The organism is Hymenobacter wooponensis (assembly GCF_004745865.1).
Classification (GTDB): domain Bacteria; phylum Bacteroidota; class Bacteroidia; order Cytophagales; family Hymenobacteraceae; genus Hymenobacter; species Hymenobacter wooponensis.
Genome location: NZ_SRKZ01000006.1, coordinates 200,667 through 226,545, shown reverse-complemented (window position 1 = coordinate 226,545; position 25,879 = coordinate 200,667). Strand labels below are relative to the sequence as shown.

Below are 25,879 nucleotides of genomic sequence, written 5' to 3'. Positions count from 1 at the left end.
CTGCCATGTTACTCCTATCATGCAAAAAATTACTGTTTCCGTATTAGCTCTGGCGGCGCTGGCTTCTTGCCGGTCCGCGCAAACCACGGCTCCCGCCCCATCGGCCGCTGCTTCTGCGCCGGCTGGTAACGCGGTGGCCTCTACTTCCCGCTCAACTGTGCAATACCCGCAAACCAAGAAAGTCGACCACAAAGACGACTACTTCGGCACCACCGTGGCCGACCCATACCGCTGGCTTGAAGACCTCGACTCGCCCGAAACCAAAGCGTGGGTAGAGGCCGAAAACAAGGTCACGTTTGACTACCTAGGCCAGATTAAGTTCCGAGATAGAATTCGGGAGCGACTCACCAAAATCTGGAACTACGAGCGGTTCGGTATTCCGCAGCAGGAGGGCAATCAGCTCTACTTCAGCAAGAACGACGGCCTCCAGAACCAGGCGGTGCTGTACACCCAGCAAGACGGGCAGGAAGGTCAGCCCGACGTGCTGCTCGACCCTAACAAGTTCTCCGCCGATGGCACCACGGCTCTGGCCGGCACCTACTTCTCCACCAACCATCGGTACCTGGCCTACGCTACCAGCGGCGGCGGCTCCGACTGGCAGAAGATGAAAGTGCTGGACCTGAAAACCCGGCAGCCGCTCGCCGATGAGCTGCAATGGGTGAAAGTATCTGGCGCGGCCTGGTACAAGGATGGGTTCTTCTATAGCCGCTATGATGCCCCCAAAGCCGGCCAAAACCAGCTTTCTGGCAAGAACGAGTACCACAAAGTGTACTACCACCAGTTAGGTAAGCCCCAGAGCACGGATAAATTGGTGTACGAGGACCCCAAAATGGCCCTAGGCTTCCGCACGGTGGGAACTACCGAGGATGAGCGGTTCTTGGTGCTCTACCTCACCAATGGCAAAGCGGATGGCAACCGCCTCTCAGTGCGCGACCTCACCGACCCTAAACAGGCCAACACTTTCACGCCCCTTATCAGCAGCTACGAGTACAACAACTCGGTGGTAGGCAATGTGGGCGGGCAGTTGCTGGTGCACACCAACTACAAGGCACCCCGCTACCGCGTGGTCCTCATCGACCCTAAAAAGCCCCAGGAGGCCAACTGGAAAGAAGTACTGCCCCAAACCGAGAACAAGCTGGAAGGCGTAGACCAAGTAGGTGGCTACCTGGTGGCCTCTTACCTAAAGGATGCCAGCAGCCTGATTAAAGTGTACACCGAGAAAGGTGTATTCAAGCACGACGTAGCCCTGCCTGCTATTGGTACGGCCTCAGGCTTCGGCGGCAAACGCAACTCCAAGTCGGTGTACTACGCGTTTACCTCCTTCACCTATCCCACCACCATTTACAAGTACGACCTGGCCTCGAACACCAGCACCGTGTTCCGGGCCCCGATGGTGGATGTGAAACCTGATGACTACCTGACCACACAGGTGTTTTACTCCAGCAAGGACGGCACCAAGGTTCCGATGTTCATCATCCACAAGAAGGGCATTAAGCTGGATGGCAAAAACCCCACCTACCTCTACGCTTACGGCGGGTTCAACATCTCCCTGACGCCTGGTTTCAGCGTGGCCCGCATGCTGTGGCTGGAGAATGGCGGCATCCTGGCAATTCCGAACCTGCGTGGCGGCGGCGAGTACGGTGAGGCCTGGCACAAAGCCGGCATGACGCCCAACAAGCAAAACGTGTTCGATGACTTTATTGCGGCCGCTGAGTATCTGAAGGTGACGGGCTACACCACCACCGAGAAGCTGGCCATGGCTGGCGGCTCGAACGGTGGCCTACTAGTGGGTGCCACCATGACCCAGCGCCCCGACCTGTGCGGGGTGGCCTTCCCGGCTGTGGGCGTGATGGACATGCTGCGCTACCAGAAGTTTACCATCGGCTGGAACTGGGCCCCGGAGTACGGCACCTCCGACAACTACGACCAGTTTCAGAACCTGTACAAGTTCTCGCCCCTGCACACCCTCAAGGCCGGCACCAGCTACCCCGCCACCCTCATCACCACCGCCGACCACGACGACCGCGTGGTGCCGGCGCACTCGTTTAAGTTTGCCGCCGCGCTGCAGGCTGCTAATGCAGGCCCCAAGCCCCAGCTCATTCGGGTGGATGTGAATGCGGGCCACGGTGCCGGCAAAAGCACCAAGCTACAGATTGATGAGTGGGCCGACATCTGGGCGTTTGCGTACCAGAACATGGGCGTAAACCCGTATAAGAAGTAATACTTAAACGGTTGATTATAGCTTGAAATGACTGATTGTTGGAGGGAACAGGCCTAGCCTGATGGGTGCAACACCCTCCAACAACAAACCTCTACCAGCAACAATCAACACCTAACACATCAACAATCAACGCATCAACCCGTATCTTCGCGGCCGCAACTCGCGTAATTGCCTCTGTTCTTTTGCATTCAGATATGAAAAAAACGCTCCTGTTCGGTCTGCTGGCCGCCTCGATGACGCTATCCGTAACTTCCTGCAGTAACCCCGATATCAAGCGGGACGAAGATATTGTAGATCAGCCGCTGCCTCCCATTCCGGCTGCTCCCGACACCACGGGTGGCAAAAAAGCAGTTGAAACTCCTGCTACGCGCGAAATCAACGCGGTTAACGCAACGGAGGACATCAAAAAGATGCAGCCTGTAATGTAATTCTAGCCCTTGGCTATTTGTAGCAAGGCCCCTCTGCCTACTAGGCGGAGGGGCCTTGCGTTTTATAGTGGCCTAGAACAATTGTTGAGGTATGAAAAGTGGCCTAGGCCACTACATTTGTACCTATGTCAACTATCACCATCCGCCGAGGCCAGGAGGCCGATTTACCCCAAGTATTGGCCCTCATTCAGGAACTGGCCGTGTACGAGCGCGCTCCGCATGAAGTCACGAATACGTTGGAAGACATGCAGCGCGATGGCTTTGGGCCAGATGCCATTTTCAAGTTCTTTGTGGCCGAGCAGGAAGGTAAGATTCAGGGCATCGCGCTCTACTACACGGCCTACTCTACCTGGAAAGGTCGGATGCTCTACCTCGAGGATTTGGTGGTGACGGAAGAGCTGCGCGGCACCGGCATTGGTAAGCGCCTTTTCGATGCCGTGGTGGCGGAAGCCCGCCATACCGGTGCCAACCGTATGAAGTGGCAAGTGCTGGAGTGGAACGAGCCCGCTATTGGCTTCTACAAAAAAATAGGAGCCAACCTCGACCCCGAGTGGCACAACGGCAACCTCACAATGGAGCAGCTACAGGCCTACACCTGCGACCCTGCAGTGGAAATGATTGTAACGCAGCCGCAGGAGGGGAAATAAGCTTTTCCACGTCTTGTGGCCGCCGCTAGGCCAGTACCAACTAGAAGGGCCCGCTGATAGCTCAGCGGGCCCTTCTAGTTGGTAGAGGAAGCATTTGGTTAGTCTACTACTTCCAGCATAGTGCGGAAGGACGCATAGCGGCCGCCGAAGTGCTTTTCTATTTCCTGAATGAGGGCCGGGGCTGCTACCCGCTGATATTCCTCCAGCTGCTCTAGGCTCACGCAATAATATTGCGAGGCGTATGTGATGCCGCCATCCTCTTCGTTGAGCAGGCGGCAGAGCTGGCTTTTCAGGAAAAAGCCGGTGTCCATTACCTCCGGCATGTGCGTATCGCGCATGTAGGCCACCCACTGGTCGGCAATTTCCGGGTCGAGGCTGGTGGTGACGTTGTACAGAATCATGAGGCAGTATGAAGTGGCAACCCATTAAGTTGCCCGTAAAAAAGCAGAAGTAGTGCTTACAAGCACAATTAAAGCAACAAAGTTCGCCGATCAACCATCCATTTCAGTCTCTCGGCCCCGGGTATTTCTGCGTCAGACCCGCAGGTGGTCGAAGTGGAAATCCTGAATGCGAGCCTGAATATCCTTGGGAGCAAGCTTCTCACGGATGGCCGCCTGCACTAGCTCGGGTAGCTCTGCATCACCGGCAAAACGTAGCGAAAGGATCTGTTTCAAGGTCAGCTGATCTTCAAGCGGGCGAAGGCTCTGGCCGGTAACCTCAAAGTAGCGCTGGCGCACTTCCAGCCGAATGACACGGTCTTGGAGCTGCAGGGCATAGTGCTGGCGCAGCATTACGAGTACACCAAAGCTCACAACTGCCAAGGCCATGAGCGTGAACCACAAGCGAGAGTCTTCAGAGTCGTCGCCGGCCACGGCTAGGTAACGCCTGATGCTGTAGCCCGATAAGATGAGCAGCGCCGGCAGCAGCACAAAGTGGTGCCACGGGTAATACATGGGGGTATTCTTGGTTGGCTGATTGGCCATAGGATGGTAAGTAGAAAGTAAGACAGGTATCCTCAAATACGAAAAAACTCCAGCCATAGGCTGGAGTCTTAAGTAATCATATAGCGGAAATGCTATGCAAAGCTACATCTTAGAAGCTTTCTTAGCTTCACGGGCCTTGCGCTTTTCATCGCGCAGGGCTGATTTAGCTGCGCTTTCTTGACGACGGGCTTCCTTAGCGGCATCCTGCTGGCGCCGAAGCTCCAGCTTTTGCTCTTTCAGTTGACGCTTCTGCTCGCGCATAGCGTTTTCTTGGTCCTTGAGTTGAGATTTGGTCTGGTCTACACTGCTGCGTGATGAGGCAGCTTGTTGCTTCTGGGCTTCTAGGGTAGCTTTGGCATCAGCGGCGCGCTGCTGCTGTTGCTGTAGGCGCACCTGCGCAGAATCAACTGCTTGTGCTTGAATACTATGGCTGCCGAGGGCTGCCAAGACAAAGGCAGTGCCTAATAGGAAATGTTTCATGAGTAGTGAGGAAAAAGCTCACTGCTGATACGTTCCTGAAAAGCAATAGTTTAGCTTTATTGCTGGCAAGCTTACTCCTCTACATAGTCTAAGTCCTTACCAAAAGTCTCGGGTAAAGTGCTCACAGCCCAAAAAGCTATTAGTAGTGAGATGCCTCCCACGATAGCGCCACTACTGATGCGGTTGGGACCATCAGCAGTGCTGAGGGCTGCTGCTACGCCATTAAAGATAGGTACCAGCGCTACTACCGAGCCGCGGGCAAAGTTAGGCGCCGTAGTAGCTACGGTGGCCCGCAGGTTGGTGCCAAATTGCTCGGCTGCTACCGTAACAAACAGAGCCCAGAAGCCAACTGAAATACCGAGTATAAAGCACACGGTGTAAAATGCAGTGGGCGAGGCGCCACGCAAAGCAAACAAGTATACGCCTACCATCACTGCGCAAAAAGCCAGAAACAGCTGCAGCGCACGGGTGCGGCTGCGGAGCAACTGGCTAAGACTGCCGCTGATAAAGTCACCGAATACCAGCCCAAAGTAGCACCAGAACACTCCTAGGCCAGCCGTGACTGGGCCAGTGAGGCCTAGCGCTTCGCCAAATTCCGGGGCCAGCGTAATCAGAATGCCCACCACAAACCACAGTGGTACCCCAATTAGCAGGCATTTGAGGTAACGCACCAGCCGCGGGCCGTTGGTAAACAGGGCGAAGAAATTCCCGCGCTCTACTTGCGACTTCTTGGCCTGCTCAAACATCCCCGACTCGTACACCCCTACCCGCAGCGCTAGTAGCGCCAACCCTAGGCCACCGCCCACAAAGTAGGCATTGCGCCAGCCAAACCGCTCACCTACCCAGTAGGCCAGCATGGCCCCCGAAACACCCACGGTGGCCACAATCATGGTACCGTAGCCGCGCTTTTCCTTGGGTAGTGTTTCTGAAACTAGCGTGATACCCGCCCCTAGCTCGCCCGCTAGGCCTATGCCCGCAATGAGGCGCAGCCAAGCATACTGATCCAGCGTTTGCACGAAGCCGTTGGCAATGTTGGCCAAGGAGTAAATCAGGATAGAGCCGAATAGCACCGACAGCCGGCCGCGCTTATCGCCCAAAATGCCCCACAGAATACCGCCGAGCAGCATACCGCCCATCTGCATGTTGATGAGGAAAAGGCCTTGGGTAGTAACCGCGTCTTTAGCGGTGATGCCCAGGTCGTTTAGGCTTTTCACCCGCACAATGCTGAACAGAATCAGGTCGTAGATATCCACGAAGTAGCCAAGGGCGGCTACTACTACAATGGCACTAAACAGACGGGCAGTTTTGGGAGGAGAAGTAGGAGCGGTGGGCTGCATGAAACGTGGGAAGGAATTGCGAAATGCAGATTACGCAAATTTCTTCTTCTCTTCCAGCCCCGGCGTGCTAGGCCACTTGCTCGTCGCAACAGCCGTGGGCGCCCATCAGCGGCAGCGCATCCTCTAGCTGCACTGTGGAGTGACTGATGTTGAACTCGTGTTGAAGGTCGTGCTGCAGGTCGCGCAGGAACAGGTTGCCGTTTTCACTGCCGGGGCGCACCAGGTGGGCCGTGAGGGCGGTGTCACGAGTGCTCAGGGGCCAGATGTGCAGGTCGTGAACTTGCGTAACACCGGGGCGCGAGAGCAGGAAGCGCCGTACTTCGGCCACATCAATGCTTTCGGGGGCGGCCTGCAGGCTAAGCTGCACGGTTTCGCGCAGCAAGCCCCAGGAGCTTACGCCCACTACTGCCAGAATAATGAAGCTGATGGCCGGATCAAGCCACTGCCACCCCGTAAAATACACCAGCGCGCCGCCCACTACTACCCCCACTGAGACCAGCATATCCGTCAGCATGTGCAGGTAAGCACCGCGCACGTTCACGTCGCCCTTCTGCCCTCGGCGGAACAGCCAAGCCGTGAAGCCATTCACCAAAATGCCCAAGCCCGCCAGCATCATGACCACGGGGCCATTTACGGGAGCGGGGTGGCGCAGGTGGTCGATGGTCTCCCAAAGGATAAAGCCCAGCGCCAGATATAGTAGTGCCGCGTTTAGCAGGGCCGCCTGAATGGTGGCCCCTTTGTAGCCGTAGGTGTAGCGCTCGGTGGGCCGGCGCGTGGCCAGCAGAGAAGCCGCCCAGGCTAGAGCTAGGCTGAGCACATCGGAGAGGTTGTGGCCCGCATCGGAGAGCAACGCCGCCGAGTTGGCCCATAGGCCACCCGCTACTTCACCCGCCACAAACACGAGGTTCAGCACAATGCCCCACTTAAAGGCTTGGCTGAAATTGCCATCGGCCGGCGGACCGTGGTGATGGTGAGCGTGGTCGTGTCCGTGGTGGTCGTGGGCCATAGGAATCAGGTACGGCTGAAGTTGTAAGTCAGGCGAAATTCGGAAGGTGCTTGCCCGTATTCCTAAGCAAACAACTTGCTCTAGGCCACTCGTTCAAGTTGCCGTAACGCTCTACTGCACCGCTTACTATTTAAAGCTCAGCGGTACCACCAGCTTTACGCTGATAGTGCGGCCCATGTTATACACGCCCACCCGGCCGGTAGCATAATTTATGTCAGTATACTTGAGGCGGCTCAGGTGGTTCTGGTAGGCCACATCAAACAAGTTATTGGCTGCCAGATACAGCGAAAACAGCGTTTTGTCTTGGCCATTCGTCACTTCAGTGCCCACGCCCACATTCACCAGCGTGTAGCCGGGGGTGCGGGTTTCGGTGTCGAAGGCGGAGAAGATGCGGTTTTGGGTGAAGTTGTGCTCCACGCCACCGCGGGCGTACAGGTTATGCAGGCGCGTGGTGCCCACTTTCCGAAAGTTCACCCGCAACTCCGACTGCAGCCGGTCGGCCGGAATGAAGGGCAGGTATTTCTGGCCCTCGGGCTGGTCATATTCAATGGCCCGTACCATGGAGAAGGAGTTCTCGAAGTGCAGCCAGTCGAGGGGGTGGGGGTGCAGGTCAATGCTAATTTCGCCGCCCGCTAGGCGCGCGTCGCCCTGCCCGTAGCGGAACAGCCGGTCGCCGGTTACGGCAATGGAATCTTCGCCAGCGGCGTTGGAAATGCGGCGCGGGAAGATGTAGTTGCTGATGCGGTTGCGAAAAGCATCTACCGACAGACTTACGTGGTCGGAGATGTAGCTCACGCCGCCATCCAGCTGGAAGCTGGTTTCGGCCTTGAGGTTGGGCTCGCCCACCTCGTAGCGCGTGGTACCTTCATGCACGCCGTTCGAGCCGAGCTCGGCAATGTTTGGGGCCCGGAAACCGCGGGCTACGTTGGCTTTAATCAGCCACTTCTCATTAATGTTGTAGGCCCCGCCTACACTGCCGCTCACGTTACGGAAAGTGCTTTTGAAGCCCGTAAACTTGGCTTCGCCCTGGCCAGCCGGTACTGGCTGTTCGTCTTCATTCAGGTACAACGGATCGGCGTTGATGCGGCGAATATCGTAGCGTAGGCCACCACTCACATCCAGCTTGCCAAACGACTTCTTCGTGACGCCAAACAGGCCGCCGTCCAAGAGCTTATAGGCGGGAATCAGGAATTCAACGCCCTTGTTCTGGTTTTGCTGTTGCATGCCGCTCACCCCAAATGTGGTGTTCCAGCCCTGCATTTCGGGCAGGAACCAGCGCACGGCATAGTCGACGGTGCGCAGCTGGAAAAACAACGACTTCTCGTAGTAATCAAGCGGGTTGCCGAATTCCCGGCGCAGGTTCTGCTGCCAGCCCACGTTCAGGGTAAGCCGGTGCTGGCCCAGGATGAAGTTGTTGTCGGTGCCAATGCGCAGGTGGTTTATCTGCTGACGGGGCACGTCAATGCCGTAGCCCGAGAAGCCACGGCCGGTTACTATTTCAGTGTCGCCGAGGCCGTTGGTGCGCAGGAAGCGGCCCGAGGTAGAATCTCGCTCACCCTCAATGAGGCCTAGAATCTGATTGAAGCTATTATATGTCAGGTGAGAATAGCCCCAGCTTTTGTTGAAGCCCACGTAGCCGTTGCTGTTTAGCTCCCGGAAGCCGGAGTTGTACACGCGGCCGTCGTAGCGGTTGCGGTAGTCAGCGGCTACTTTGCCCGAGCCGCGCACCTGCCAGTTGAAGCCATTCAAGTTGCCCGCATTCATCAGGGAGTAGCCCTGCTGGTAATTATTGGTCTGGTAGTTAGCGGCTACCGAGCCAATGATGCGGCCGTCTTCCACGGGGTCGGCGGGCAGAAAGTTGATGACACCGGCTAGGCCATCGGATCCATAGAGCAAGGAGCCGGGACCTTTAATTACCTCCGCCCGATCAATGCTGAACTCGTCAATCTCAATGCCGTGCTCATCGCCCCACTGCTGGCCTTCCTGCTTCGCGCCGTTGTTGAGCGTGATAACCCGGTTAGAGCTCAGCCCTCGGATAACGGGCTTGCTGATGGCCGCGCCCGTGGTAATCTGGTTGAGGCCTGGTGTGTGCGCAATAGCATCCACGGCATTAGTAACTGCCGTCTGGCGCAGGCGCGTCTGATCAATAACGCTGGTTGGGATAGGGGAGCGGCGCATTTCTGTGCTGGCCGACACGCCCGTTACCACTACCTGCCCAATTTCCGTCTCGGCGGGCGTAAGGGCTACCTCTAGTGGCTGCCCGGTGCTGGTATCTACGGTGCGGGCCACAGTGGTGAAGCCCACAAAGCGTACCTGCATCAGGAAGCGACCTTTAGGTAAGTTGGCAAACTGAAAATTGCCCTCCGCATCCGCCGACGTGGCCTGGCGCAGGTCAGGGAATACTACAGTGGCGCCTGGCAAAGCGTCGCCGGAAGCGGCATCGGTTACCCGTCCCCGTACGGGCGCTGTAGCAACGCGGGCGGCGCGAGTAGAGGTAGGAGCAGGAGTTTGGGCAAGTACACCGCCAGTTAGCAGTAGCAGGCTGGTTGTGAGGAGAAGTCGAGACATAGAAGGCAATTTACGCGGAAGCCAATGAACGAAGGATGAGGTAGAAAGGCTGCACGAGTGCACAAAACAAAAGAAAGCACCAGCCATTGGCCGGTGCCTTCCCCAAAATTCTCCACAACCAAACAGGGAGAAAAATTTGGTGAAGAAGCTGTTTGCAGCCAGCCTCTTCTAATGCAGTTGAGAGAGAAAGGAATGAGCAAGGTTGAGACACGGCTTCAATTCGCGGCCATATGCTGTAGGGACCCTCTAGGCCACTTCACTCATTACCTACTCACTCATTTACAGTTAGCGTACTGCCGTGGGGAAATCAACTTCCACATCGGTGCTGCCGGGAGTGGCCGTGCCATTTTTGGAGTTGGGCTGGTGACGCAGTACCACTTTCAGGCTGCCGGTGGTGCCGCTAGCATTGGCTGCACCTGTAACCGCTTGGGTGGCAAGGCCTATTGGCAGGTTGTTCTTGTCTTTGTCGGTGGCCGTAACGGTCAGGTTGACGTTGCTCGGAGTAAAGACGAACAGGTGCTCATCACCTTTCTCCAGAATCTCAGCCGTAGTGTTTTCCGCTGGGGTTTTGGTCTCGTCAAGCAGGGCCAGGGTACCGGTATAGGTGGTGTTGGGTGCTAGCACTAGCGTGGCAGGCGTAATAACGCCCGGCTGACCGCCGTCGCCATCTGGGTCGCGGTACTGAATAGAGAGGGGCGTTCCACCGCCCTGAGGAGTCAGCGTGTAGGTTACCGTCGTGATTTGCTCGTTGTCTTCGTCGGGGGTAGGGTCGTCGTTGTCTTTCTTACAAGCCGAGAAAACGGTGGCGGAAGCTAGCAAGGCTAGGAGGGTAGGGCGAAGGAAAACTGGGTTCTGCATAAAAAGGAGGAGAGAGGATGATGTAAGTGGAGGAAGGATGTTATTGTCGGCTGCGACCGAACTCCAAGGGCACCCGCACGCGGAGCGTCACGTTGCGGCCCATTTCGTCGGCGAAGTAGCGGTAGCGGTTGAGGTAGTCGCGGTAGCGTTGGTTAAGCAGGTTCGAGCCTGCTATGCTCACCTCCAGGGGTAAGCCGCCCCAATGCACCGTGGCACCGGTTTCTAGGCCTAGCAAGGCGTAGCCAGCTGGCGGCAGGGCGTAGTCTTTAGCGGCGTAATTATCGGGCACGCGAGTCTGGCGGGCTACGGCATAGCCGCCCAGGTTCACGTAGCGCCCGGTGAGGCGGCCATTGCCGTTGGGCGCTTCGTAGCGCACCGAAAGCTCCGCCCGGTCGGCGGGCATAAACACCTGCCACTGATCGGCTTTCGTGTCGCGGCCCCGCACTAAAGAGGCTTTGCCGGCCAGTAGCCACTGCGGAGCCAAGCGGTAAGTGAGGCCCAAATCGAGGCCGCGCAAGGTGGCATTGGTCTGGTAGTACTGCCAGCTAATGAGCGTGCCTCGGATGTTGATGACTGGCGGCAGTATGGGCTGCTGGTAGATAAAGCCGTTGATGACAGTCTGATACACCGTCAATTCTCCGTTCAGGCGTGGGTTATCGTGCCAGTTAGCCGTTAAGGCCGTGTGGTAGGCGGTTTCAGGATGCAATGCCCCATTACCCGGTACCAAGTCGTAGCCGAGTTCATACTGGGCGTTGTGCACTCCGTCGCTGAACCGCTCATTGGGGGCAGGGGCACGCTGGGTTAGGCTGGTGGTAAGGCTCAGCGTGAGGTGCGCCCCTGGGTCATAGATGGCCCCTAGTGAGGCGGCCGGCGTCACGTAGCTGAACTCACGCCGGTCCACGTAGTACACGCCTTGTGCATTGCGGGTACCGCGGCGGGTCTGCAGGTCGCGGTAGTCGGCACGTAGGCCACCTTCTAATTGCCACTTGCCCTGCTGCCAGCGCTCAATAGCAAAGGCGCCCGCCACATAGTTGTTGTAGAAGGGAATAAAGCCCTTCGTGCCATCGGCATAGCGGTTAAACTGATAGGTGCCAGCCAGCCCTACGCTGCCCGTGAAGTGGCCTAGGGGTTTATGCTCCCAGATGAGCTCTCCCGTGGTAGTGCGGTTGGAGTAGCTTAGCGCGGGCCGGTTCAGCGCCGCCCGCTCAGCATTGCGGGCTGAGTACAGGTCATACTCATCGCGGAAGTCCGTCTGCTGGCCTAAGGTGGCCGTCAGGCGCCCCACCGAGCCGGTCTTCACAAAGCCTGTCAGCTTCAATAGCTCATGGCTTACCTGCTGATAAGCCCGGCTGATGTGGTAGTTGAAACTTGTGGTTTCAAGTGGCCTAGACCGAGCAATGGCAGCAGATAAGTCGGATGGACTTTCCGCATGTGCTGCTGGCAAAATGCCCAGCTTCGTGCTGAACTGGCTGTAGAACACTTCCAGACCATAGGTATCTTTGCGCCAGCCCACAGCTCCCGAGTAGTCATACTCCTCAAAGCCTGAGTTTTTCAGGTAGTAGCCTGGGGCCCGCATAGTACCGGCCCGTTTAGCCGTACCCTGCACCCGCCAACTTAAAGCTGGTAGCTTGGCCAAGTTTCCTTCTACGGTGCCCGAGGCCGCGCCTAAGCCGTTGTTGCTCATGCCCACAAGGTTAAGCTCCCCGCCTGTGCCCGCCGAGTCGCGCAAAGCTTTGGGCTGCACCAAGACCACGCCCCCAATAGCATCGGAGCCGTACCGCACGCTGGCAGCGCCCTTCACCACGGTAAGCTGAGAGGCAATAAACGGGTCGATTTCTGGTCCGTGCTCTTGGCCCCACTGCTGCCCTTCCTGCCGCACGCCATTGTTGAGAATGGTCACGCGGTTGGAGTGCAGCCCATGAATCATGGGCTTGAAGATGCTTGGTCCAGTCTGGATGGCCGTTACGCCGGAAACCTTTTGCAGGGCCTCACCTAGTGTTTGCCCGCGTGTTTGCTGCAGGGCTTGCCCGCTTAGCGTAGCCGTAGCTTGCGTGGTAGAGGCCTCTACATGCTGACCATTTATCGTTGCGCCTTGCAACAGTATGGCATCTGGGTGCAGCTTAAAGTCGCGCACCGCGGCGGGGCCCAGGCGCACCTCCGCGGTTTCGGGGGCATAGCCCACGAAGGTAACCTGCACGTGATACGTACCAGGGCACAGCTCGAAATGGTAATGGCCATCGGGCTCAGTTTGGGTGGCCTGCTGGGTTTCCAGCACTACCACCGTCGCGCTGGCCAGCGCTTCCCGACTCTCATGGTCGGAAACGCGGCCGCTCAGCGACAGGGCACAAGTACCCGACTGGCCTAGGGCTACCGTGGCCGTGCTCCACAGCAGGAGCAAGAGCCACACGCACCTAAACCGGTCCGGAGTGCCCGGAACACGGAAAAGCATACAGAAAGGAGAGACGCCAAGAAACTAAACCAACCAGCGTAGCACACTTCATCAGTGGGTAGGGGAGAGGCGTAGCTTCCCTACGGAGTACACGCGCCCATTAAACCTCAACAGAGGCAGGCGGGGCTACAGCTGGCTTATTGCAGGTTTAGCGTAGGCTAGGTGGCCCGCGTAGGCCAGTGGTGGGGGTGAAAGCGGCCACGCTCGCGGGTAGCATCGTTGGCGCTGCTACAGAAGAGTAGCTGGTAAGCTCAGCTGACAGCGCCAGCGGCTCCGGAGTCTGGAAAGCTTCCTTGAAAAACTGATCAACATCGCAGTGCTGGTGCTTCGCTGAGAGCAGAGCTTTGCCCTTAGGCCACTTCACCGATTGCGTAGGCTCCTCGGTAGTGTGCTCATGTGTGTGCAAGGCTAATACCCACGCATCAGGCAGCAGCACCCGCACAAAGCACAGGAGCAGCACAAAAGCCAGACGAGACCGAAGGGTACGCATTTGCAACATTGTATCAGTAGCAAGGCAAATGTAGGAGGAAAAATTTCTAATCCTTCGCCAAAGTGTGAAAAGCCTTAGCGGGTTCATAAAAGCTTAATGCCCTGACAACGTGCAGTCAATACTATAAGTGGACCTTTGTGCTGTTCCTCGTCTGCAAAATCATCAGCTATGAAAACCATCACTTTTCACCTGTTGCGCCGTTTAGCGGCTGCTTTGCGCCCAGCTACTACACGTACTGCGGCCACTACCTCTGACCCCCTGTTTGTATAAGCAGCAAGCCCAAGGTCCTCGCCGCTATTAAGTGACGGCGTAGCCCCGCCTCTCTGGCTGAGAATATCAAGCAGTCCATCCGCGCTCCATTGGCGGCTACCATACTTACGGCTGATGATGGAGACGCAAAAGACAAGTCTACGTTTGGGAAATAATACTCTTATTATAGAGGGTATTCATCACTAAACGAAGAAACGGACGAGTTTAGCGAGTTAATTATACCGGATAGCGAAATTGAATTTGTCTAAGAAGATAAGATTATAGCTTTGTGTCATGCACTAGGTACTATGCTGGTGCTTATTTGGCAGTCAGCTATGATTCAGGTACTAGATTCACTATTTATCCAGGTATCACCGCATCTCCACATGGCCCGTTGGGAGTGGCGCGGACCAATGTCGTATAGTTATTTTCAGCAAGCTTTTGAAAAATTGCTTGATATATCGCGTGAGCACCAGTTGACGCGTTGGTTGGCAGATATTGGTACTATGCCACTAATTGGTATTGATGAACAAACCTGGCTTAGTGAGATATGGCTACCGCAGTTCAGCAAACTGGGAGTACAGTACCTAGCTCTCATTGAGCCTGCTAGCATGCATAATCAGCTAGTGATTGATAGCATCTTGAGTGAAGGGCTGCGTTATACAAAGACCAACGTGCAGTTTTTCACGGATATACCCGCGGCGCTTGACTGGCTCACAAAGTCAACAACCCCCTTGATGGAAAACCTGGAGCAGGAGTGGCAGGCGGCACTTCCACCTTCTCAGCGAATATATCGCAATGCTATGCGGCAGCTATGGGAGGTGGGTCGCTAGGCCACTAGCATAGCCGGTCATACCTCGGCTAAGCAAGAGAAATGCGCTGTCAAACTGACAGCCGCAGTAGAAGTGGAATATGGTTTGAAGACGGGAATTTCACCAGCCAGTAGATATATGTGCTGGCAATTAGTCTGTTTTCCTGTTTTTAACTCCTCTTTTCCAACGCGCTATGCAAGAGAAAGGCAGCATCTCGATTCACACCGAGAATATCTTTCCCATCATCAAGAAGTTCCTGTATTCTGACCACGAAATCTTCCTGCGGGAATTGGTCAGCAATGCCGTGGACGCCACGCAAAAGCTGAAGAGCCTAGGCCAGTTAGGCGAGTTTAAAGGTGAATTGGGCGAGCTGAAGGTGAAGGTGAGCGTGGATAAAGAAGCCCGTACCATCACTATCTCCGACCGCGGCCTCGGCATGACGGGCGAAGAAATTAAGAAATACATCAACCAGATTGCCTTCTCAGGCGCTTCTGAGTTTGTGGAGAAGTACAAGGAGCAGGATGCCGCTACCAAAGACCAGATCATTGGTAAGTTTGGTATGGGCTTCTACTCGGCATTCATGGTAGCCAGCGAGGTAGAAATCTTCTCCAAAAGCTATCAGGAAGGCACCGAAGCCGCCCACTGGACCTGCGACGGCAGCACGGAGTTTACGCTCGAAACCACTGACAAGGCTGACCGCGGCACTGACATAGTACTGCATGTGGCCGAAGACTCTGATGAGTTCTTGGAAGCGGCTCGTCTGCGCACCATTCTAACCAAGTACTGCAAATTCCTGCCCATCGAGATTGAGTTCGAAGGCGAGGTTATTAACCAGACTACTCCCATCTGGACCAAGCAGCCCTCAGAGCTGACCGACGAAGACTACAAGAAGTTCTATCACGAACTTTATCCGATGTCGATGGATGAGCCCTTGTTCTGGATTCATCTCAACGTCGATTACCCCTTCAATCTGACGGGTATCCTTTACTTCCCAAAGGTGAAGGATGAGCTACAGTTTCAGCGTAACAAAATTCAGCTTTACTCGCGCCAAGTGTTCATCACCGATGAGGTGAAAGATGTAGTGCCCGAGTTTCTGATGCTGCTCCACGGCGTCATCGACTCGCCTGATATTCCTCTGAACGTATCGCGCAGCTTCCTGCAGGCAGATGCGGCCGTGAAGAAAATCAACACCTACATCACCAAGAAAGTAGCCGACAAGCTGGCGGAGCTGTTCCGCAAAGACCGCTCAGGCTTCGAGGAGAAGTGGTCGGATATCGGGCTGTTCGTGAAATACGGTATGCTTTCCGACGAGAAGTTTTACGAGAAGGCCAAGGATTTTGCATTAGTACAGAACGTAGCCGGCAAATTCTTCACGCTGAAGGAATACCAGGAGTTCGTACAGGCGAATCAGAAGGACAAGAACGAGCAGACCGTGGTGCTCTACACCACCGACGCAGAGTCGCAGCACGCCTTTGTACAAGCTGCCCAAGACCGGGGCTACGATGTACTGAAGCTGGATGCCGTACTTGACCCGCATTTCATTGGTCAGCTAGAGCAGAAGCTGGAAAAAACCACTTTCAAGCGCGTTGATGCTGACACCGTTGGCAAACTCATCGAGAAGGATGAGCAGCAGGAAAGCGTGCTCAGCGACGACGACAAGACCAAGCTGCAGGAGCTCTACAAAGGCGCTATCAGCAACGAGCAGATGCACGTGCAGGTAGAAGCCCTATCGCCGCAGGATGCTCCCGTTATTATTACCCTACCTGAGTTTATGCGCCGCATGAAGGACATGCAGCGCACTGGCGGCGGAGGCGGCATGCAAATGTTCGGCAACCTACCCGACAGCTACACAGTGAGTGTTAACGCCAATCACCCCATTGCGCAGCGTGTGCTGAAAGCTGAAGGAGAAGCTGGTAGCAAGCTGGCTCGGCAGGCCTACGACCTCGCGCTGCTGGCGCAGGGCATGTTAAAGGGAGAGGCATTAACGGCCTTTGTGAAGCGTAGCGCTGATTTACTAGCTGCTGAGTAGTCTAAAAAAGTCTTAATAGTTTAAAGTAGTACAAAGCCCCGGCTATAATAGTCGGGGCTTTTGTGTTTTGGTTATGCTGCAGTGAGAAGGGCTATAGTCAGTAACTTGGGCCGCTTTCCAAAAAGGATAGTTAGTAGTCTTCTGATCATCTCGCATGTTTGAACACTTATCTTATTCCGCGCCCTTACGAAAAACTATCACGTGGGCTGGTATAGCCACTTACATAGTATTAGCTGTGTTGGCAGTTGTTTTTTATAAGGAGCGGGTAGCCTTCGTTGATCTGTCGTTTCAGCTATTTACTATTCTTCAAGAAAATAACCTCACCATTCAGAACTTCCGTTTTGGAGCTGCTATCACCCAGATAGTACCCTTGCTAAGCAGCCGCTTAGGCCTAGGCCTGCATAGTGTAGCCTTGTTGTACTCATTGGCCTTCGTAGGCTGGTATGCATTTGTTTTTGCCTTTTGCGTATGGGTTTGCCGGGCAGCGCGGTGGGGAGTAGTGATGTTGCTGCTGAGCACACTCATGGTAACTCACACGTTCTACTGGGTGCAGTCGGAGTTGCAGCAAGGTATGGCCTTTATGGTGCTTTTTCTAGCCATATACCAACGGTGGTTGCTACACGACCAATGGCCGGGTTGGAGTGTTCCTGTGCTAACAGCGGGATTATTTACCCTGTGTTTTTTCCATCCAACGCTCTTTATCCCATTTACCTTTTGTTGCTTGTTTTTTGTGTTCCGCAATCCTCATGGGCGTGTAAGGCATATGTGGTTGCTAACAGCTATGCTCTTAATGACTTACATCAAGAACAAGGTGTTTCATACCGTTTATGATACAGAGAATATAAAGCGAATTGAGCAGCTCATCAATTTATTTCCGTACTACTTCACCACTAACTCATTTCACAACTTTGTCCGCTGGGTTCTGCATGATTACTACATTCTAGCACTCGGGCTGCTTGCCTCCTTGGCTTATTATACCTGGAAGAGGCAGTGGCTTCAGTTAGTATTAGTAGGAGGGTTTTTCGCCGCTTACGCGATTCTAGTAACAGGTTCTTACCCCAACGGCCAAGACCCGCAGTTTTATATGGAAAACCTGTTGCTACCACTTACCATATTCGTAGCGGTACCTCTGGCCTTTGATATAATACCGGAGCTGCCAATGCGATGGGCAGTGGCGACAATACTAGTCATACTGGCTGTTAGAATTGTGAGTATTGGCTTTGCTCATTCACCGTACACTAACAGGATTAACTGGGCTAAACGAATGCTGCATCGAACGGAGCATTTGGCCCAACGTAAGCTTTTGTTGCCAGAACAAGGAGTTCCGATGGATACCGTTATGATGGCCTGGGCTACACCCTACGAGTTCTGGCTGCTTTCTTCCTTAGAGGGTAAGAAACAGGCACGTTCAATTTGCATCAGCACGAACCCTGAGGAAAAGCTTTGGTCGTTAGGTAAGACGCAATCTTTTATTGCCACCTGGGGAGTATTTGATTACGTGCAATTACCGCCTCGGTACTTCCCTTTTCCCGTTGAGGATACTACTAGCTATCGGCGTACTACATACTCAGAACTTATGACATCGGCCAAGTACTAAGCAGTAGTAGCAGTAGTAGCAGTTTAAGATACAGGGCACCAAATACGTCTATATTTACGTTCGATGCTGCGAATTCTGCCTGTACTCCTAATGCGTCTGTTCCACCCGTATCTGTTTTTGCTTGTTAGCCTTTCATTGTCGCTGGCAGCTTGTTCTAAGAAAACAGTTTCATTTAGTAGTAAACCAGATACTACTGGCCTAGCTGCGGGTACTGACACGCTTACTACTGCCGGCGATACAACTAATGCACCATCCTTGGTGGCCAAACGCGTTGCTCTGACCAAAGAGCAAGAGCGAGCCGCTAAGGAGAAAGAAAAAGCAGCTCAGCGTAAGCCTAAGAAGAAGAAAAACATCTTCCTCGGGGAGCGGATCAAAAAGGCGTATGTGAAGTCGGGTGGCAAGGGTAAAAACCAGAAAACCGAAACGTTTTATTACCTGCGCACTTTTCAACAGCCCAACCCTTACGCTCCGGCCCGCTACGTCTACGATCCAAAGAAGCGTCGCCTTTTAAAGGCGACTGGAGAAATTGATGGCAACCAGTTTAAAGTACTACACGGACCCTACAAAAAAACTGAAGGGGGTAAAGTAGTGGAAACCGGGTACTACGCTATTGGCACTAAGCATCTTCGCTGGGAAACCTTCAATCGAGATAATATCCTGCTTGCCAAGACCCATTATGAGATGGGGTTCCCACGCGACGCCAATATCACGTATTACGATGCTGCTCAGAAGCAGGTGAAAGAGGTAATACCCTTCGTGAATGGAAAGCTGGAAGGTGACTATGTGCGTTACAATGAAAACGGGCAGCTGGAGTGGGACGGGCAATTTGAAAACGGTAAGCGTATTGGTACCTGGAATCGGTATTGGGGCTTCCGCAACGCCCGCAACCGCCTTCGCTATGAATACCAGTATGGCGAAACCGGCTACGATCCTGAAGTAACAGACCCTGTACTGGTAAAGGAGTACAACCGCAACGGGGTGCTAATCTTCGAGAAGGATAAGCTGGATAAGCGTGGCGAAGCCGATACTGCTAGGCCAGGAATGAAAAAGTAATAGAGTGGCCTAGATAGATGAAGGGCCCCGCTCGCTACAGCGAGCGGGGCCCTTCATCTATCTAGGCCACTCTATTTAATAAAACGCGTCTTCGAAATGCTCTACTCGTAGGCCAGTGCTGCTGGGGGTAAGCGCCAGAATATCGAAGCGGATGTCACCGGTCCAGATGAGGTCTTCCTGTACCTGTTCGGCTGCACGCCGGAACAGCTCCTGTTTGCGGGGAGTCACAAACTCCTCAGGGTAGCCATAGTGAATGGTTGTGCGGGTTTTCACTTCTACAAACACCAACAGTGCTTGGCCTAATCGCACAATCAAATCAACCTCGGCCCGACGGTAGCGGTAATTCCGATGTACTAACTCATAGCCTTGAGCCAGCAGAAACTCTAGCGCCGCATCTTCACCGGCTTGACCAAGGATGTGTGCGGTAGCAGGCATTAGTTATAAGAACAAGTGCAAAATGATGTAATAGTGAGCCGGGTAAGGTCTAGTATTAGAGAGTAAAGACCCACCTTAAAGCTAACTCCTCCGTTGAGGTTGGGACTAAAAATGGTACCTTTGCGCGTTTTCTGTGCGACAACAAGATGCGGGTGCGGGCCTTTATCAGTCAGATTTCCTCTTTCGAATGAGGTAAAGAAGCTGCGGGCTAGCAATAACCTGATAGCAAATGCTTTTTGTTAGCTGTACAGAAGAGAATTACTGGGCTTCACCTCAGGCAGTACCAGCTTAGTTTCTTTGCGCTAAATAGCTAAATTGCTTGATGATAAAGGCAATGATGGTTGAGCTTTACAATCATACAACGTCTTTAGCCTCTCGCTCTTTTGCTGCTAATAATACCTGCCCATGGACTTTCTTTCAGCCTGCGTAGCACCTACCACCCAAGTGGCGGCCACTCCGACGATAGCGCCTGCGCTGCCGGGGCAAAACCGACAACTGCAAGTCCGTCGGCTAGGCCTAGTCGACTATGTTCCTACGTGGGAACTGCAGGAGCAACTGCTGGCTGATACACTGGCGATTAAAACTCGGAATCGCGCTGCTCAGGAAGCTAACCAGCCTCTCGAGCTTACACCTAATCACCTGCTGCTGTGTGAGCATCCGCACGTGTATACCTTGGGTAAGAGTGGTAAACCAGAGCATCTGTTGCTTGATGAGACTGGCCTAGCTGCCCACGCCGCTACCTTCCACCGTATCAATCGTGGCGGCGACATCACCTACCACGGTCCTGGTCAACTAGTAGGATACCCCATCCTCGACCTCGACAACTTCTTCACCGATATTCATCGCTACCTGCGGGTGCTGGAGGAGGCCGTAATTCTGACGCTGGCTGACTACAACCTGCACGCTGGCCGCATCGACGGGCTCACTGGAGTGTGGCTCGATTTCGAGGAAGGAGCTACCAACCCTCGTAAAATTTGTGCGCTGGGCGTAAAATGTAGTAGATGGGTAACCATGCACGGTTTTGCCCTGAACGTAAACACTGACCTCTCATACTTCGGGCACATTGTGCCTTGTGGCATCACTGATAAAGCTGTTACGTCCTTGCAGCAGGAGCTAGGCCAGGTAGTATCGATTTCAGAAGTTCAGGAGCGCCTGCTGCTGCATTTGGCCGGATTATTGGGCGCCGAGCTCTGCTCTTGAGTTTTTAGCATGAAGAAAGATATCTCATTTGATCCGGTAGAAGGCGTATCTATCGCCATTGTGCCGGAAGATGCTGCCGCTACGGAAGAAGGCAAGCCGGGCTGGCTGGTATACCTGCTCAACCACAACGAGTATTCCATAAGCAATGTCATCGTCAGCTCTAATGGCTATGGCATTGATCCGGCTGATGGCAACACCATTCGTACTTCCACCTTGCGGCATGTGCTACTTGAAGTGGAGCCTCATACGGCCGTGCCCATCGAGCCCATTGACCCAGCCCTGTTTCACTTGAACAACCAGTACTGGGTAAGCTACTACCGCGACCAGAATATCTTCGATAAAAAATTCATCTTCGTGCCCGATTCAATCGTGCCCGATAACCTCATCCATATAGCTATGCTCAACCGTTCTGGGGTGTTGCATAGCTAGGCCTATATTTTCATTGCTACAATCGGAAATCACCGGTTGAGCGTAGTTTTTGCTTGAGCCGAACCACCATGAGTCACCTTGGAATTCAGTTGGGCCTGTCCTCTCTTTGGGCATTTCTGGTATCGATGTTTGCGGTGCCTTCCATCATCTATATTGCCCACCTGAAGAACATGCTCGACACGCCCAACGTGCGAACCGTGCATGAGTCCCTAACTCCCCGCCTTGGTGGTGTCGCGGTGTTTGCCGGTTTCATGTCGGCTCTCACCATCTTCGCCGACCTATCGCACGGCATTCAGCAATTGCTAGCTGGCTGTATTGTGCTATTCTTCGTGGGGTTGAAAGATGACCTAGTGACCATTTCCGTTGCGAAGAAGTTTGTAGGCCAGTTGCTGGCCACCGGCATCGTTATGATTATGGCCGATGTACGCATCACCAGTTTCCAAGGCATTCTAGGTATTCAGGAGTTGCCTATCGGTATCAGCTACGCCTTCACCTTTCTAGTCATTGTGGGCATCACCAATGCCATCAACCTTATTGATGGTCTAGATGGCCTAGCCGGTACTATCGTGCTGATTATTGTTAGCACCTTCGGCTACTACTTCTACGAGTACGGTGGGCCCAACTTTCAGAACTACGCGTTTGTATCAGTATGTGTGATAGGAGGGATGCTGGGCTTTCTGCGATACAACTTTCATAAGGCCAGTATCTTCATGGGCGACACGGGTTCCTTGCTGTGTGGCTTCATCGTCTCCATCCTGACCATCCAATTCATTGAAATGGGACTGAAGGTGGGGCAACCATTTGCTTCTTCGGCGCCTTCCGTAGCGGTAGGTATTCTGTTCGTACCCTTGTTCGATACGTTGCGCGTCTTTATTGTGCGCATGATGGCGGGTCGCTCGCCCTTCTCGCCAGATAAAAACCACGTACACCATCGTATTCTGGCTATGGGCTTCCAGCAGATCAGCACTGTAATGCTGCTTGGCGCACTAAATCTGGTAGTAATTCTCTTCGTTATTAACTTCGCTTATCTGGGCAATACGTTGCTGATCATTGGGCTGGTGGGGTTCTCGGTGCTGTTAAGCTTTCTACTGGGGGTTTACCAAAGCCGTACAGCTCAGCAGCGAGTGGCTTCCTAGGCCACTTTTTACTCCATAATGGCTGTGCGCTTCTCTGCTATACGTGCTTTCCTGCTGTTGTTAGGGCTGCTCTTAAGCGTAGGCCAGCTTGCCTCAGCAGTCGAGTACCGACCCTTACCCTCTGCCCCGCGCGGCGGCCTTACAGCCGACTGGCTTATTCATGATGAGCAAGGTAATCGGTTGGTTCTGTATCTGCCTGACTACCACGCTCCGGCTCATGCCTATTACCAATGGCTGACAATTAGGCCCAATAAGCCATTGCCTATCAGCTTCACGGCACGCCAGGGGCTGAGCTTATTTATCGACAACCGGCTAGTATTCACAGCCCGTACTCCTGCTTCTTACACTGTTGATCTAGCTCAACTGCTTCCGGTGGGCTCTTCCAGCGGCCCTCATCTGCTTTGTGTATGGCAGGGGGAAGCGGTGCCTAATTTGGCATCTTTCAGTAATGTTGCTTCCTCGCCTGTAGCGCCCAAGGGTAAGCCTACCGCCGCACCTTTATTAGCGCAGCCACGCCCCCGAGGCCATCAGGGGCAAACGGTATTTCTGTGCTTTCTGCTTGTAATTGGTATGGCCTACGGAGGAATTAGAGCTACGTACCAACCAGGCTTTGCCCGTATCTATCAGGTAGAAGGCCTATGGGGAAAAGCTGCCGCTGAACAAGATTTCCTAACCAAGCCTACTATTACATGGCTCAACCTGGGCCTAGTGCTGCTTTTCTCCTTGTCATTTGCTCTGCTTCTGGTAGCTATTCATACCAACATTCAGAGTATCGTTATTCTGCGGCGTCTGTTTGATGTGCCAGAGTCAGCTATTGTATTGCGTGTATTGCTATACACAGCGCTTATTGCTGGGTTCGTAATAGGGAAGTACCTGTTTTTGGAGCTAATGGGATACATTTTTGATGTAACCGAACTAGTTATGGTACAATACCGTGAGTTTATCCGCACTATTTTATTTATGGGGCTGTTTCTGCCTTTGGTAATGTTCCTCTATCTAGGGCTTAACCAACGGCTACCAGAAACAGTATTGTGGGTATCCAACGGGGTGGTTTCCTTGCTGTTGGTGGGTTCAGTTATCCGCGTGGCCCGCACACTACACAGAAAGGCATCTCTACTGAATCTACATTTGTTTTCGTACCTTTGCGCCACAGAAGTGATACCCTTGGTCATTCTGCTCAAGCTGATCGTTTTTACCTACTGAACAACACATTACTATCGGTGCTGCCGCTCAGTAGTGTCCGCAAAGCCGACTTATTGCCCTAGACTTACTTTTTTACTTATGGCCGAAAGCAACGACAAACCGGGGACGGGCCGTCATGCCAAGCGTATCTCCAGCATTCTTGTCACCCAGCCCAAGCCCACGAACGACGTTTCCCCCTACTTTGCTATAGCCGAGAAGTATGGCATCAAAGTAGATTTTCGTGAGTTTATTGAGGTGCAGCCGGTCTCCTATAAGGATTTCCGCAAAGAGAAGATCAACATCCTTGATCATACGGCTATCATATTCACGAGCCGTAATGCCGTAGACCATTTCTTCCGCACGTGCCAGGAAGCCAAGATTGAGATGCCTGCTGAGATGAAGTACTTCTGCATCTCTGAGCAAACGGCTAACTACCTGCAAAAGTACATTGTGCTCCGCAAGCGCAAGTTATTCGTAGGCCAGCGTACGGCTGTTGACCTGTTTGAGGTAATTAAGAAGCATAAGAGCGAGAAGTTCTTGTATCCCTGCTCCGATATCCGCAAGGACGATATCCCGGAGTTCATGCGGGCCAATGGCTTCAAATTCACAGAAGCGGTAATCTACCGTACAGTTGCCAGTGATCTGTCCGATTTATCGGATGTGAAGTACGACTGCATTGCTTTCTTCAGTCCTTCCGGCATCAGCTCGCTCTTCATCAATTTTCCTGATTTTGAGCAGAACGGCACTCGCATTGCTGCCTTCGGGCCAACTACTGCCAAGGCTGTACTTGATGCTGGCTTAGAGTTAGATATCGAAGCCCCTCAACCTAATGCCCCGTCAATGACGGGGGCAATTGAGGCCTACATTCGACTGCACCACGGAACTGACAGTAGTAAGGAAAAGAACAAAAGCGGTAAGCAAAGCGCTTGATCCTGAGAGCGGGAGAACTACCACGGTGGTTTTCCCGTTTGATCTTTATCCAGGATTGGTTACAGAGGTTTTTTGTATACATTTGGAAGCTGCCGTCTTCCTGAATCCTGTGTAACTTACGCGAGGTCAGCCGCTTCTATGAAGAAGATTTTACTTCCTGCTTTCTTATTTTTTAGTACTGCTGGATCTGTGCTAGCCCAGCAACAGCCTCAGTTCAGCCACTATGGCTTCAATGGGATGTACCTGAACCCAGCGTATGCCGGGATAAAGGGACAGGGAGAAATAACGGCAATTGGCCGTTCACAATATTATGGGTACGACGCCACTTTTGATAGTGGTGGATCCCTGCAAACAGCTTCGTTAACCGCCTCTTTGCCAATAGCTGCAATTGGTGGCGGTTTGGGTATTGGCATTTACCGCGATAAGGTAGCGCAGCTTTCCACGACTAACGCGCAACTCTCATACTCCAAGCATATTAAAGTGGGAGAGGGCCGGTTAGGTCTAGGGGTGCAAGCTATATTTAATAATATTTACCAGGGCTCATACCGTTTTATAGACGAAGGAGACGTTAAGATACCGCGGGAAGGATCAGACCAAAAGTTTGACGCTGGTGCTGGAGTATGGTATGAGTCAGAAAAGCTGTATGCTGGGTTGAACTTCAATAACCTACTCCGAGCCGGTTATAAGTTTAAGAGCGAAGTAGCTGGAGGTAAAACGGCTGAATATATCAATGAGAACCATGCCTATCTTACTGCTGGTTACAATATTGAGGCCTCTTCTTCCGTTGTGGTAACACCTACGGTGTTGGTAAAAATGGTGCTGCCGGGCAAGTTCGGGGACAACAATAAGTTTGCGTTGAAAAACAACTCATATGAGGTGGGCGCACGTGCTACTTTCAACGACCGTTTTTGGGGTGGAATTGGGTATCGGTATGATGAGTCGTTCACGGGTATGGCTGGCCTGAGTTTTGCTAAGGATAACGCTATGCGCGTGGGACTAGCCTACGACTTAGTTGCATTTAACCCAGATGCCCGTGCTCTGAACTCATTTGAGATTTTGCTGTCTTACCGTCTGCCTAAGCCAGGGCTTTCGATTAAGCCTGCAATTCGCACTCCACGCTACAGCTTTTAAATAAAAAGCTAAAAACAGGGTTTATGGGCGCCCTGAGTACGTGTTATCTATGAATTTTGGTTTCCCTGTACTAACTCCTTGCCTTCCATCGTTTAACCGACGCGTGCTTCGGTTTAAAAACATTCGGAATGCATTGAGCAAAAGGCTTGCGTACGAACGTACAAATAGCTAGATTTGCCGACTCACAAAATTGTAATCTTTGGGTATCGCCGCCTGAAAAGTCTTTTTC

The 25,879-nt window shown here is 53.4% G+C and carries 23 protein-coding genes; 13 read left to right on the top strand and 10 right to left on the bottom strand.

The window, feature by feature from the left end; all coding sequences use genetic code 11:
* Positions 1-19 precede the first annotated feature (19 nt).
* The 3 genes from EU557_RS20080 to EU557_RS20070 all read left to right on the top strand — a co-directional run bounded on the left by EU557_RS20080 (position 20) and on the right by EU557_RS20070 (position 3,296).
* Positions 20-2,221, top strand: coding sequence for a prolyl oligopeptidase family serine peptidase (locus EU557_RS20080; protein ID WP_135532268.1), 2,202 nt, complete (start codon positions 20-22; stop codon positions 2,219-2,221).
* Between the two features lie 194 nt (positions 2,222-2,415).
* Positions 2,416-2,649 carry a hypothetical protein gene (locus tag EU557_RS20075; RefSeq protein WP_135532267.1) on the top strand — a complete coding sequence of 78 codons (234 nt, stop codon included), beginning with the start codon at positions 2,416-2,418 and terminating at the stop codon, positions 2,647-2,649.
* 125 nt (positions 2,650-2,774) lie between these two features.
* Positions 2,775-3,296, top strand: coding sequence for a GNAT family N-acetyltransferase (locus EU557_RS20070; RefSeq protein ID WP_135532266.1), 522 nt, complete (start codon positions 2,775-2,777; stop codon positions 3,294-3,296).
* A gap of 98 nt (positions 3,297-3,394) precedes the next feature.
* On the opposite strand, the gene EU557_RS20065 is transcribed toward EU557_RS20070, so the two are convergent.
* The 9 genes from EU557_RS20065 to EU557_RS20025 all read right to left on the bottom strand — a co-directional run bounded on the left by EU557_RS20065 (position 3,395) and on the right by EU557_RS20025 (position 13,476).
* Complete coding sequence (locus EU557_RS20065) at positions 3,395-3,697, bottom strand: DUF4286 family protein (RefSeq protein WP_135532265.1); 303 nt, start codon at positions 3,695-3,697, stop codon at positions 3,395-3,397.
* A 132-nt stretch (positions 3,698-3,829) separates the two neighbouring features.
* Complete coding sequence (locus tag EU557_RS20060; RefSeq protein WP_135532264.1) at positions 3,830-4,279, bottom strand: DUF6526 family protein; 450 nt, start codon at positions 4,277-4,279, stop codon at positions 3,830-3,832.
* Between the two features lie 102 nt (positions 4,280-4,381).
* Positions 4,382-4,759, bottom strand: a complete 378-nt coding sequence (locus EU557_RS20055) for a hypothetical protein (protein WP_135532263.1) — start codon at positions 4,757-4,759, stop codon at positions 4,382-4,384.
* Positions 4,760-4,830: 71 nt separating this feature from the next.
* Entirely contained in the window at positions 4,831-6,096 is a 1,266-nt protein-coding gene (locus EU557_RS20050) for an MFS transporter (protein WP_135532262.1), read from the bottom strand.
* A gap of 67 nt (positions 6,097-6,163) precedes the next feature.
* Positions 6,164-7,102 (bottom strand): cation diffusion facilitator family transporter, encoded by a 939-nt coding sequence (locus EU557_RS20045; RefSeq protein WP_135532261.1) that lies wholly within the window; start codon positions 7,100-7,102, stop codon positions 6,164-6,166.
* 126 nt (positions 7,103-7,228) lie between these two features.
* Positions 7,229-9,670 (bottom strand): TonB-dependent receptor, encoded by a 2,442-nt coding sequence (locus tag EU557_RS20040; RefSeq protein WP_135532260.1) that lies wholly within the window; start codon positions 9,668-9,670, stop codon positions 7,229-7,231.
* Between the two features lie 285 nt (positions 9,671-9,955).
* Positions 9,956-10,528 (bottom strand): hypothetical protein, encoded by a 573-nt coding sequence (locus EU557_RS20035; protein ID WP_135532259.1) that lies wholly within the window; start codon positions 10,526-10,528, stop codon positions 9,956-9,958.
* A gap of 40 nt (positions 10,529-10,568) precedes the next feature.
* On the bottom strand, positions 10,569-12,977 hold the full coding sequence (locus EU557_RS20030; protein ID WP_135532258.1) for a TonB-dependent receptor: 2,409 nt from the start codon (positions 12,975-12,977) through the stop codon (positions 10,569-10,571).
* A gap of 148 nt (positions 12,978-13,125) precedes the next feature.
* Entirely contained in the window at positions 13,126-13,476 is a 351-nt protein-coding gene (locus EU557_RS20025) for a hypothetical protein (RefSeq protein ID WP_210116094.1), read from the bottom strand.
* Between the two features lie 575 nt (positions 13,477-14,051).
* Here EU557_RS20025 and EU557_RS20020 point away from each other — a divergent pair.
* The 4 genes from EU557_RS20020 to EU557_RS20005 all read left to right on the top strand — a co-directional run bounded on the left by EU557_RS20020 (position 14,052) and on the right by EU557_RS20005 (position 19,207).
* Positions 14,052-14,549 carry a hypothetical protein gene (locus EU557_RS20020; RefSeq protein ID WP_135532256.1) on the top strand — a complete coding sequence of 166 codons (498 nt, stop codon included), beginning with the start codon at positions 14,052-14,054 and terminating at the stop codon, positions 14,547-14,549.
* 172 nt (positions 14,550-14,721) lie between these two features.
* On the top strand, positions 14,722-16,557 hold the full coding sequence (htpG, locus tag EU557_RS20015; protein WP_135532255.1) for a molecular chaperone HtpG: 1,836 nt from the start codon (positions 14,722-14,724) through the stop codon (positions 16,555-16,557).
* A 154-nt stretch (positions 16,558-16,711) separates the two neighbouring features.
* Positions 16,712-18,154: a hypothetical protein gene (locus tag EU557_RS20010; protein WP_135532254.1), complete on the top strand. Its 1,443-nt coding sequence runs from the start codon at positions 16,712-16,714 to the stop codon at positions 18,152-18,154.
* A 90-nt stretch (positions 18,155-18,244) separates the two neighbouring features.
* Positions 18,245-19,207 (top strand): toxin-antitoxin system YwqK family antitoxin, encoded by a 963-nt coding sequence (locus tag EU557_RS20005; RefSeq protein WP_135532253.1) that lies wholly within the window; start codon positions 18,245-18,247, stop codon positions 19,205-19,207.
* Between the two features lie 75 nt (positions 19,208-19,282).
* On the opposite strand, the gene EU557_RS20000 is transcribed toward EU557_RS20005, so the two are convergent.
* Positions 19,283-19,642, bottom strand: a complete 360-nt coding sequence (locus tag EU557_RS20000; RefSeq protein ID WP_135532252.1) for a YraN family protein — start codon at positions 19,640-19,642, stop codon at positions 19,283-19,285.
* Between the two features lie 405 nt (positions 19,643-20,047).
* Between EU557_RS20000 and lipB the strand changes: the two genes are divergently transcribed.
* From lipB to EU557_RS19970, 6 genes are all read left to right on the top strand, one after another.
* Entirely contained in the window at positions 20,048-20,842 is a 795-nt protein-coding gene (lipB, locus tag EU557_RS19995; protein WP_135532251.1) for a lipoyl(octanoyl) transferase LipB, read from the top strand.
* 9 nt (positions 20,843-20,851) lie between these two features.
* The gene (locus tag EU557_RS19990) at positions 20,852-21,271 is read left to right on the top strand and encodes a hypothetical protein (RefSeq protein WP_135532250.1); all 420 of its coding nucleotides are present in this window, start codon (positions 20,852-20,854) and stop codon (positions 21,269-21,271) included.
* Positions 21,272-21,339: 68 nt separating this feature from the next.
* Positions 21,340-22,407, top strand: coding sequence for an MraY family glycosyltransferase (locus EU557_RS19985; RefSeq protein ID WP_245326336.1), 1,068 nt, complete (start codon positions 21,340-21,342; stop codon positions 22,405-22,407).
* A gap of 24 nt (positions 22,408-22,431) precedes the next feature.
* On the top strand, positions 22,432-23,610 hold the full coding sequence (locus tag EU557_RS19980; protein WP_167855289.1) for a DUF4271 domain-containing protein: 1,179 nt from the start codon (positions 22,432-22,434) through the stop codon (positions 23,608-23,610).
* A 78-nt stretch (positions 23,611-23,688) separates the two neighbouring features.
* Positions 23,689-24,519: a uroporphyrinogen-III synthase gene (locus EU557_RS19975; RefSeq protein ID WP_135532248.1), complete on the top strand. Its 831-nt coding sequence runs from the start codon at positions 23,689-23,691 to the stop codon at positions 24,517-24,519.
* Between the two features lie 138 nt (positions 24,520-24,657).
* Positions 24,658-25,650, top strand: coding sequence for a PorP/SprF family type IX secretion system membrane protein (locus EU557_RS19970; protein WP_135532247.1), 993 nt, complete (start codon positions 24,658-24,660; stop codon positions 25,648-25,650).
* Positions 25,651-25,879 lie beyond the last annotated feature (229 nt).